Genomic DNA, 2,383 nt, shown 5'->3' with positions numbered 1-2,383 from the left:
TCTCCTTCGAGCTTCGACAACTCGAAGATCAGCCGGTGGCCGTTCTCATATCCGGGCCCTCACTCCGACGCCAGGCCAAACACCCGGATCAGGTGGGAACCGGTACACCACTTCCAAGGACACAACCTGCGCAGCAGTTCTCGACGCGCGTCCGCGGTCAGCTCGTCACGGGGCTGCATCATGCGGCGCAGCGCCTGAATGTACTGCCGCAAAGCCGTCGGCACTTCCTCGTAGCGCTTTCGGAATGCCTGGAAGTGCGCCGCCGTAAGTTCACCTGGTCGGGAAGGGACAGGATCGGCCTTGGCCAGTACCGTCGCGAAGTGTTTGAGGACGTCGAAGTACCCCTGCGCGGTGCTGGTGCGCTTGCTGCCTCCGCGGGGACCGCAGCGGCCCGCGAGCAGCTGTGCCATCCACTGCTGCATCTCGGTAGAAACCGGAAAACCCGAGAGGTCGAAAACCCGGCTCAGACCGCTCTGTTCCTCGTAGAAGACCACCTTCGTCCCGCCTCCCTCAGCGGGAAGTCGTTCGGGGGCCTGCCAGTCTGGTCCGGGCTGGGATGCGCGGCGTCCCCCTCTGCCGCCCCCGCTCATCGAGAACCTCCGCGGCCGCCGCCGCCGGCGGCGGCCGCTGCCGCAACGGGAGCGATGGTGGAGCCGCCCTGGCGGGCGAAGACACGCACCAGCGCGTCGACACCGGCCTGCTCGTCGTCGTCGAGCAACGCCATCAGATAGGACAGCTGCAAACCGGTGAAGGGCTCCAGGTAGTGCTCTCGGGAGGTGTCCGGGTGCTTGTGCCCCAGCAGAATCGACATCTGGAGCCAGATATCTCCGAGCTGGTCGCGGAAGTCCTCGATCTCCTCCGCAGAGAAGCCGTCGAGACGCCGCTCTTCCACCAACGACAGGATGCAGAACCACTTCAGGGCAAAGCTGTGTCGGCACATGTGGGGCGTAGCCCACAGCGGGCACGCGCCGCGGACTCGATCCCGCGCCTCTCTGCTGAGACTGCCGGACGGGTCCGCCGCCCGGACCCACTCCTCCGCGATGCGCTTGTTCGCCGCGTCGAAGGTGTCCTCCCAGCTGTAGACCTTCTTCGGTAGCCCGCTCACCGACAGCCACAGCCACAACGGTTCCAGCCCCTGGGGAGTACGGCGGTAGAGAAGCCGACGCTCATCCGGAGCAAGCACGTCCAGCGCAAGTGTTGCGGGCCCGCTTTCACCCTCGACGTGCAGTTCCCGGGTCCGCGGGTTGTGGCCCGTGACGATCCGTACGCCGCGCAGCCGCTCGTACCGGCCCGCACGCTGGGCACGGCGGATCGCCTCCGCCCTCGACCCTTCCAGAGGATCCGCGCACCCCTCCACCTGCTGCAGCACCCGCCGCGGAATCCAGTACGTCCGCCCTTCCTCGGCCCCCTTGACGCACTTCTCCGCCAGCCACGCCTCCCCCATCCGTTCGCCGCCCGGCGAGGGAAGCTCCACGTTCAGGACGCTGGCCCACTCACGGATGCGCAGCCCGGTTCCGTACAGACCGTCGACGAAGGCGCAGTCCCGGTCTTCGTTGAAGCCTCGCCAGCCTGGCTTACGCACCCCGTCAAACCCGTAGCCGCGCAGTCCGATGTTCCGCCACTGCTCCAAGGCCGACCGCAGCAGCCACTTCACCTGACGCCGGGTCGATCCAGCAGGCCGCAGGGGATCGCGCCATCGGCGCGCGTAGCCATGCCCAGATGCAGCGTCGCTTTCATCCACGAAGCCGGCGTGCACGGTCGGGACGGGGTTGAAGATCCCGTAGCGCTTGCTCGCCCACGAGTAGAAGGAGTTGAGGCCGGCTCGATCGGTGTCGAAGGACGTCGACCTGATCCGCTCTTCGTTTCGCAGGTCGGTGAGTCGCCAGTCCTTGAACGCCTCAACGTCCCGCACCGTCGCGTCGTCCCACGAGCGGCCGATGGCGTCCAGGAAGTCGAGCCACACGACCAACGTGTACGCGTACCGCCTCCAAGTCCCGGACTCGGAGACCGCCATCTTCCCCTCCCTGAAGAAGAGGTTGATCCGGTGGTCCGGCCGGCCAGACGGCGAGAGGATCACGGGAGTGCCATGCCGTGCGCCGTTGCGAGCGGCTCTCTCGTGCAGACTCCCGAACCTCAGGACATCAGGATCGTCGCCGAGCTGATCCGGGACGGTGAAGTCGTAGAAGTCGACGCTCCAGTGCTCCAGAACATCCATGAGTCTCCCCAACACGGTTGCAACCGACAACGTGGAGGAGCCTAAGACCGTGTCCTATGTGGTGAGGCGGATGAGGCGCTTGTAGCAGCACAGGGCTGCGGCGAGTCCGAGAAAGGCCAGGTAGTTGCGGGGGTTGCGTTCGTAGCGAGGGCTGAGTCGGTGGTAGCC

2 protein-coding genes and 1 pseudogene are annotated in these 2,383 nt (G+C 66.3%); all 3 read right to left on the bottom strand.

Features of this window, described 5'->3' with window-relative positions; all coding sequences use genetic code 11:
- Positions 1-59: 59 nt before the first annotated feature.
- Positions 60-494 carry a hypothetical protein gene (locus MTQ10_RS29790; RefSeq protein WP_247473592.1) on the bottom strand — a complete coding sequence of 145 codons (435 nt, stop codon included), beginning with the start codon at positions 492-494 and terminating at the stop codon, positions 60-62.
- A 92-nt stretch (positions 495-586) separates the two neighbouring features.
- The gene (locus MTQ10_RS29785) at positions 587-2,215 is read right to left on the bottom strand and encodes an integrase (RefSeq protein ID WP_247473589.1); all 1,629 of its coding nucleotides are present in this window, start codon (positions 2,213-2,215) and stop codon (positions 587-589) included.
- 54 nt (positions 2,216-2,269) lie between these two features.
- A pseudogene (locus MTQ10_RS29780) lies at positions 2,270-2,383 on the bottom strand (IS5/IS1182 family transposase); the annotation flags it as partial.

The organism is Streptomyces sp. XM83C, assembly GCF_023072675.1.
Lineage (GTDB): Bacteria > Actinomycetota > Actinomycetes > Streptomycetales > Streptomycetaceae > Streptomyces > Streptomyces thermocoprophilus.
This window is presented reverse-complemented; position numbering and strand designations above follow the sequence as displayed.

Excerpts from the sequence above, each read along its gene's own strand:
- MTQ10_RS29785 (WP_247473589.1), bottom strand. The coding sequence starts at position 2,215 with ATGGATGTTCTGGAGCACTGGAGCGTCGACTTCTACGACTTCACCGTC.